Raw genomic sequence first — 7774 nt, 5'->3', positions numbered from 1 at the left:
AAAATCTAAAATCCAAAATCCAAAATCCCCGGTGCCATCATGCGCGTGCTAGGCATCGACTCGAGGACTGCCGCGTCCGGTACTGCTACAACGATTTCCTTCTCCACTCTTCTCTTGAATCCAAAATCCAAAATCCAAAATCCAAAATCCCCGGTGCCGTCATGCGCGTGTTAGGCATCGACCCAGGGACCGCCACAACCGGCTATGGCATCGTCGAAGGCAAAGGATCGCGGCTCCGCTACATCGCACACGGGGCAATCACGACGCCCGCAGGCCAGTCCTTCTCAACGCGGCTCAAGACCATCTTCGAGGAAGTCTCGCGCCTGATCCAGCAGCATGCGCCCGACGCCGTCGCCATCGAGAAGATCTACTTCTCGCAAAACGTGACCACGGGTATTGCCGTGGCCCAGGCGCGCGGCGTGATCGCGCTCGCGGCGGAACTGGCGGGCAAACCCATCGGCGAGTTCAGCCCTCTCGAAGTGAAGAACGCCGTCGTCGGATACGGCAAGGCCACCAAGCAACAAGTGCAGGAAATGGTGAAAATCCTCTTGACCCTAGACGCGCGCCCAAAACCCGACGATGCCGCCGACGCGCTGGCACTCGCGATCTGCCAAGTCCACGCCGGTAAATTGCGCAAGATTCAAGGGGAGTGAACCGTAGGATGAAAGGGGACCGACATCATGCCCGTTAACCGGCGACAGTTCTTGGGAGCCGCTTCGCTGGCCGCCGCACACTTGGCCAGCGCTGAATCGCCGCCCATACCCGACACCGTAGATGTCGCGCACTGGACCTTTACTCAGACCGATGCGTCAATCGCCGCCGAGGTTCAGAGTTCTCTACCCGATCGCATGTTCGACATTCATGCCCATTGGTACCGGACTCAGGATCTGGGCAATCCGTGTCCTGAACTTCCTGCACAAGGCCCGGCCACCGTCTCCATGAACGTCTGGAAGGAACACTTGGGACAAGTCACCGGACAGTCTCGGCTTGCTGGCGGTCTATTCTTTCCGTACCCCGTCAAGAACGGAGACGTGGATGCCGGCAATGAATTCCTTGTCGAGCAAGTGCAAGCGGGCGAGTTCGTGCGTGGGCTGGTTGTCGTAACGCCGCAGTCATCGCGTGAAAAGATGGCTGCGTATCTGAAGAATCCTCGCATCCTAGGCTTCAAACCCTATCATGTCTTCGCGTCTGTTCCGCAAACGTTCGATGCCGCCGTGGAAGACTATATCCCCGAATGGGTCTGGGAACTCGCGCACGAGCACGAGTCGATCATCATGCTGCACATTGTGCGAACCGGCGCGCTATCCGATCCCGGAAATCAGCAGAGTCTTCTGAGACTGTGTGCGAAATACCCCGGCGCAAAGCTCGTTCTCGCCCACGCGGGCCGCGGTTTTCACGCGCCCAACACAATCAACGCGCTGCCTGTATTTGCCAAACTCGAGAATGTCTACTTCGATACGGCGGCCGTCTGCGAGCCCGACGCCATGATGGCTATCGTCAAATCATTCGGTGCGCGTCGCTTGTTGTGGGGAAGCGATTTCCCCGTGTCGCAACAACGCGGCAAATGCGTGACCGTGGGCGACGCCTTCTCATGGATATGCCCTCGCCGGATTGACATCGACCCGTCCGCGCCCGCGTGTCATCCTACCTTGGTGGGACTGGAATCGCTGCGCGCGCTCAAATTGGCGGCGCAACTTATGGACTGGTCGCGTCAGGATATCGATGACATTTTCTTCAACAACGCGCTGCGTTTGCTGCGCATTCAGGAGAGTTGAAATGCTGTTGAGTTACATCGTCGTTCTCGCTTCTCTGGCCGCGGCGGACACCGCGCCCGCCGTCTCGCCCGAGCTTCAGGCACGTTCACTTGCCGTGCTGCACGAAGCACTCAAAGAAGGAAAAGTTTGGGTGAAAGTTCATGCCGCCGAGTCGCTGTTGTGGACGGGGCATCCTGAAGGAGTCCGCGATTTGTTTCTGAAGGAAGCCGAGTCTGCTGGAACCTTCTACCGCATCGGAGTCTGGCGCGTGTTGGCTCAGGCCACGTCCAACCCCGACGAACGCAAGGCATATACGGAGAAGATTGCCGCCGTACTGCTCGATCCCAAGGCAGAGGATCGCGCACATGCCGCTGAGACGCTCGGAAAACTGGGATACAGCACCCATGACCCGGAAGTAGTCCGCTTGGCGCAAGTGGAAACCGGTTCCACCTTGCCCTTGATGCGCTGGGTGTTAGCCAACTCCGGAGACGCCAAGGACGAAGCTGCATTAGCGGAACTGCTGGATTCCACGGACGTCGACTCGCGCGGGTGCGCCGCGTATGCATTCCGCTTCTTTAAGAAATTGAGGCCGGAAACCTATGCCAAACTCGCCGCGGCTGCCGCGAAAGAACCCGCGGATTCGTCGCGTTGTGTACTCCTACTAAGCGCGTTGTATTTGCATGCACCCGAATCCGAACGGCCCGCGATTCACGACAAGCTGCTTGCATTCGCCAGTCGCGGTACGACAGAAGACAAACGCGAGGTGTGCGCCGCGTTGGGCCGGTTACCACGTGCCCAGGATCTCCCTGTTTTCGTACCGATCCTCGACGACCCCGATCTCGATGCGCGAGCCGGCGCTGCCGAGGCCATACTGCGCGTGGAGAATTCGACAAAATAGATCCAATTGATGTAGCGAGCCTATCGACGCTCAATTGATCCTTTGCGCTACTATCTGAAAAGGTCTGTGCAAGATTCACGAATTCCCCTGTGTTCTCAGTGATTTGAGAACATTCGTGTTTGATTGATTCCTCCTTTCGTGTAATTCGTTTGATTCGTGGTCAAATCCCAATCCCCGTTCTTTTGTACCCTTTGTACCTCTCTTTTCCTTTCTAAGAGATTGTGTGCATTCCCCGTGGTCCCCGCGCTCCCCGTGGTTTGAAGTTCTCTTCTGATTGATCCTCCTATCGGCGTTCATCGGTGTTTATCGGTGGTTAAGCCACTTTTCAGGAACCCCCACCCGGAAAAAGGTATAGGATAGACGCAGGGGCCTTCGAACCCGCCGCCATGAATGGTGTCAAACGATTCGGGCGAAGTGCGCCCGCGCGAAGATCCCTGTAAATGCGTGTCTCAATCCATGGGAGGGCAGGTCATGAGACAGACGTTGTGGGGCGTAGTGTGCTTGAGCGCAGTTGCCGTGCAGGCGGGATGGGCCGCCGACCCTTCCGTTACCATCTACAACCAGAACTTTGCCGTTGTCCGCCAGACCATCCCACTGACCCTCGAGAAAGGCGTCAACAAGGTCTCCTTCAACGACACAACCACCTTGCTGGAACCCGATTCCGTTATGTTGCGAGACCCCTCGGGAAAATGGGCCCTGCAAATCTTGGAACAGAGTTTCCGCAACGATCCCGTGTCGCAGGAACTGCTTCTATCCATCAACGAAGGACAGACGATTCCGTTCCTGCAAACCATCGGACAGAACCAAACCACTGTTGACGGCAAGATCGTCCGCAGCGGCTACATACCGCAGATCATTCGCGCGCGCAATCCGCAGCAGCAGTATTATCCGCAGCTTACCAATGCCCAGCCTGTGATTGAAGTCGACGGCAAAATTCGTTTCGGCCTGCCCGGGCAGCCTCTGTTTCCAAGCCTCGGTGACGGGACCATCCTGAAACCGACCCTGTCGTGGGTTTTGGACAGCGCCGCTGCCGGAACGCTTGAAGCAGAACTCGGGTATGTCACGAGCGGCATGAGCTGGGAATCGAGCTACAACCTCGTGGCGCCGCAATCGGGCGACACAGTCGATATCGTGGGCTGGGTCACCATTGAGAACATGAGCGGCAAGGTCTTCGAGAACGCCCACATCAAGCTCATGGCCGGAAACGTCAGCAAGATTCAGCCAGGTCCAGATATGAACCGTTATGTGATGGCGGATACCGGAGGCTTCGCTGGGCGTTATGGCGGCGAGCAGGCCGTAACCCAGAAGGCATTCGACGAGTACCACCTCTACACCATCGCGCGTCCGGCCACATTGCGCGACCGCGAAACAAAGCAGGTCGAGTTTGTGCGAGCCAACGGTGTGAAGTCGGAGCGCTTCTACGTCTACGACGGAGCCAAGATTGACGTGAACCAGTACCGAGGCTGGAATCCTCAAAACCTTCTGCAACAGCAGGATTACGGCACCCAGATGAACACGCAGGTCTGGACGATGCGTGAACTGAAGAACACGAAGGACAATGGGCTGGGAATGCCGTTGCCCGCCGGTCGTACGCGTTTCTATCAGCGCGACGACGACGGCCAACTCGAGTTCACGGGAGAGAATGTTATCGCGCACACTCCGAGCGACGAGACGTTGCGCGTCTATACCGGCGACGCCTTCGACCTCGTAGGTGAGCGGAGACAAACCAGCTTCAAAGTCGAGAACCAGCAACGTTGGGTCGACGAGTCGTTTGAGATCAAACTGCGCAATCGCAAGAAGGAAGATACCGAGATCCGCATCGTCGAACACTTGTACCGGTGGAGTACGGCGGAAGTGAAGGAAAGTTCCGACCCGTACAACAAGATGGACAGCCAGACCATTGAGTTCCGCGTGCCGGTGAAGCCGGGCGAAGAGAAGGTAGTCACCTACACCGTCCATTACTCGTGGTAACCGCAACCGATTCCCACCACAAGGAGTTCGGAAAATGCGAAACCACATGCGAATAAGGTGGGCATGGCTTGCCGTTGCCGGAGTCGCGAGTCTGCTCGCTGCCTCTGCGGCTGCCGCCGGAGAAACCTCGCTCACCATCTACAATCAGGGATTTGGTGTCGTGCGGGAACCGATTGCGCTTGACTTGAAGGAAGGCGCCAATCAGGTTCGCTACGACCGCATCACATCCATGCTCGAACCCGATTCCGTGATTCTGCGCGACCTCTCCGGAACCCACGACTTCAAAATTCTGGAGCAAAGTTACCGGGGCGATTCCATCAGCCAAGGCATGCTCCTGTGGCTTAACGAAGGGAACACGCTCGATTTCCTCGTTCAACGCGAAGACGTCTGGAGCGTAGTCTCGGGTAAGGTCATTCGCAGCGGCTATACGCCCGTCGAAGCCACGCGCACGGCATCGTTCGCTTCCGTGTGGTCTCAAGCGCCGCCCGTGCAGCCCATCGTTGAAGTCGACGGAAGACAGCAATTCGAATTGCCGGGTACCCCCCTGTTTCCAAAACTTCCTGACGACTCAGTGCTGAATCCGACACTGAATTGGACCATTTCGAGCGAGGCCGCCGGGCCTTTTGACGCCGAATTGGCCTATGCTTCGTGGGGTCTCGACTGGGAAGCCAGCTACAGCCTGATTCAGTCCGATACTCGCGACGCACTTGACCTCATTGCCTGGGTCACCATGACGAACACGACAGGTCGCGATTTCGAATCCGCGACGGTTAAGCTCATGGCGGGGGGTGTCAGCAAGCTGATTCGCCGAAGCTTCGAAGCACACGACCTTGCCATGACGTATGGAGCACCGATGAGGCAGCGCAGCGCAGTCTATTTCGATTCAGATTTTCGCGCGGAGCCTCAAGTTACGCAGAAGACCTTCGACGAATACCACCTGTACTCGGTTGCGCGGCCAATCACGTTGCATAACAACGAAACCAAGCAAATTGAATTTTCGCGCGCGGTTGACGTTGAGACTTCGCGGTTCTACGTATACAACGGCTCGACAGACGAAGTGCGCAGCTTCAGCGGTGGCCAACCCAACGCGGACCCTGGCTACGGCATTCAATGTAACCAAGCGGTGGTTTCAGCGCTGGAGTTCAAGAATGAAGAGGCAAATCACCTGGGCTTCCCATTGCCCGCGGGCACGGTGCGCCTCTATCGCCGCGATAGCGACGGCGGTCTGCAACTGACGGGCAAGGGGGAACTCAAGCACACCGCACAGGACGAGAAGCTTACGCTCGCTACCGGTGTAGCCTTCGATCTGATTGGCGAACGCAAACGGACGGCGTTCGATGTGAATTGGGAAGCAAAAAGGCTGACCGAATCCTTCGAGATTCGGCTGCGCAGCCAGAAAGCCGCACCGGTGGAAGTCCGCGTCTTCGAGCGCCTCTATCGCGGCGCCAATTGGAGAATCGATACGTACTCGGATCCGTTCCTGCAGAAAGACAGCAGCTCCATCGAATTTCGTGTTCAGGTGAAACCCGGTGTCAAGAAGCTTCTCACCTACACGGTGGCCTACACGTGGTGAAAGAAGACGACGCACCGAGCGTTTCGGGGAGAAGTCCACGATGAAATGGATATCCTTACTGTTGTTCGTTGCGCTGGCGCCCGCCGTGCTTGGTGAAGGCGGCGAAGAACCCTATTTCCTTGACGGCTCGTGCGAACAGGATGCGACCGGACGAATCTGGGGTGTGCCGCGCACGGAAGATGCACCGGGGAAGCTGGCGTACTGGAAGAGCGGCGCGTGGGAATTGGCCGAAATCCCACGCACACCAAACGGAACGGAACCGGCCAATCCGGGCGGATTACAGCGCTTGCATTCGGGCGAAGTGATGGTGGCCTGGAATCTGAGCCAGACCAGGCAGCTTGCCTATACATGCCACCGGGGAGACGATGTGCGCGTGGCCGCAATTATCACTTACCCAGAAAAAGGCCTGGATTCCGTGCTCGTCGATAGCGAGGGAACGGTATGGGCGATGCTGCGGCGTGGTCTGTTCCGAATTCCGGCCGGGGAAGCGCTCGCTGATTTTCCGAAGAAGGCCGTTACCTATTTCTCTATGCTTCAGTACCATGAGTCACCGTATCCTGTGGACGTTGTCGAGGCCAATTACCGGCCGCCGAGTCTGTTCATGGATGCGGCAAACCGCGTGTGGGCCTGGGTCCCCGCGCTTCCGCCGTATGCTTGGGAACCCGGCATGCGGGGTTGTTTTATCGTAGAGGGTGAGACCCCTGTGCATCATCCAACCTTTGAGGGGGTTCCCGATGCGCCGTTCTCCGTTCTTACTCCGAAGGCGGGTACCATCTATTGGCTGGCCGTAGTGGGCCATGGATTGTATGAATTTGACACGGGAAGCCTTCGGGGCACTCCGGTGCCTGAACCAGAGGCCGGTGCCTTCCGCAACATCTATCAAGTTACTGCCGTAAAGGACGATTGGTTCGTGCTTGCCTCTCCGGAGACCGTCGTAGACGATTGGGTCGCACAGCCCGCATCGCTCTGGCGTCTCCACGATGGAGCGTGGCAGCGCGTTCTTACCGGACTGGACCAGTCCCCGTACGCGCTTGCGGAAACAAGCGATGGTCTCTGGGCGGGTTCCGGGAATGGCGGCCTTTGGTTTGTGCCGCGCAGTGGCGATGTACCAGTACGACTCGACTGGCGGCGCGGTTTCGACATGAGCAGTGTGCACCAGCTTTACGCACTGTCTGACGAAACCGTGCTTGCGGTTGTATCGCGGGCCCGCTGGACGTGGAAGCACGAAGTCCGCGAGATGCGATACAGAGACTTTGCCGTTGCGCCACGGGTCGCCACGAATGTCAGTCAGGAACGATTCATCTGTCTGCCGGAATGCGATGCAGAGGGCAGGCTTTGGGCGGTTCGTCTGGAGACTCCCGGAGTCTTAAGCGCATGGGATGGTTCTGCGTGGGCAGAGTATCCACTGCCCGCGGGCGTCGAGCCTCTTGCGCTCGCATACTCGTGTCCCGACGACAAAGGGCGCATCTGGGTTTGGCAGTGGAAGGAATACAAAGGATTCAACTATGACCTCGCGGCAGGTCCGGTCTACATTTTCGACACGAAGACGAAGGAATGGACGAACTACGAGTCCTTTTT

6 protein-coding genes are annotated in these 7774 nt (G+C 57.7%); all 6 read left to right on the top strand.

All coding sequences use genetic code 11. From position 1 onward, the window contains the following. Positions 1–161 precede the first annotated feature (161 nt). On the top strand, positions 162–653 hold the full coding sequence (ruvC, locus tag K1Y02_23575) for a crossover junction endodeoxyribonuclease RuvC (GenBank protein MBX7259363.1): 492 nt from the start codon (positions 162–164) through the stop codon (positions 651–653). Positions 654–680: 27 nt separating this feature from the next. After that, entirely contained in the window at positions 681–1775 is a 1095-nt protein-coding gene (locus tag K1Y02_23570; GenBank protein MBX7259362.1) for an amidohydrolase, read from the top strand. 1 nt (position 1776) lies between these two features. Then, positions 1777–2652, top strand: coding sequence for a hypothetical protein (locus K1Y02_23565; GenBank protein MBX7259361.1), 876 nt, complete (start codon positions 1777–1779; stop codon positions 2650–2652). Positions 2653–3123: 471 nt separating this feature from the next. Next, entirely contained in the window at positions 3124–4623 is a 1500-nt protein-coding gene (locus tag K1Y02_23560; GenBank protein MBX7259360.1) for a DUF4139 domain-containing protein, read from the top strand. Positions 4624–4657: 34 nt separating this feature from the next. After that, positions 4658–6196 (top strand): hypothetical protein, encoded by a 1539-nt coding sequence (locus K1Y02_23555; GenBank protein ID MBX7259359.1) that lies wholly within the window; start codon positions 4658–4660, stop codon positions 6194–6196. 40 nt (positions 6197–6236) lie between these two features. Next, positions 6237–7774, top strand: a 1538-nt coding sequence (locus K1Y02_23550; GenBank protein ID MBX7259358.1) for a hypothetical protein, incomplete at its 3' end; no start/stop codon positions are given.

It is taken from the genome of Candidatus Hydrogenedentota bacterium (genome assembly GCA_019695095.1).
Lineage (GTDB): Bacteria > Hydrogenedentota > Hydrogenedentia > Hydrogenedentales > SLHB01 > JAIBAQ01.
This window is presented reverse-complemented; position numbering and strand designations above follow the sequence as displayed.

What these genes read in the sequence shown, in the direction of transcription:
- ruvC (MBX7259363.1), top strand. Translation starts at nt 162, where the DNA reads ATGCGCGTGTTAGGCATCGACCCAGGGACCGCCACAACCGGCTATGGC.
- K1Y02_23570 (MBX7259362.1), top strand. Translation starts at nt 681, where the DNA reads ATGCCCGTTAACCGGCGACAGTTCTTGGGAGCCGCTTCGCTGGCCGCC.
- K1Y02_23565 (MBX7259361.1), top strand. Translation starts at nt 1,777, where the DNA reads ATGCTGTTGAGTTACATCGTCGTTCTCGCTTCTCTGGCCGCGGCGGAC.
- K1Y02_23560 (MBX7259360.1), top strand. Translation starts at nt 3,124, where the DNA reads ATGAGACAGACGTTGTGGGGCGTAGTGTGCTTGAGCGCAGTTGCCGTG.
- K1Y02_23555 (MBX7259359.1), top strand. Translation starts at nt 4,658, where the DNA reads ATGCGAAACCACATGCGAATAAGGTGGGCATGGCTTGCCGTTGCCGGA.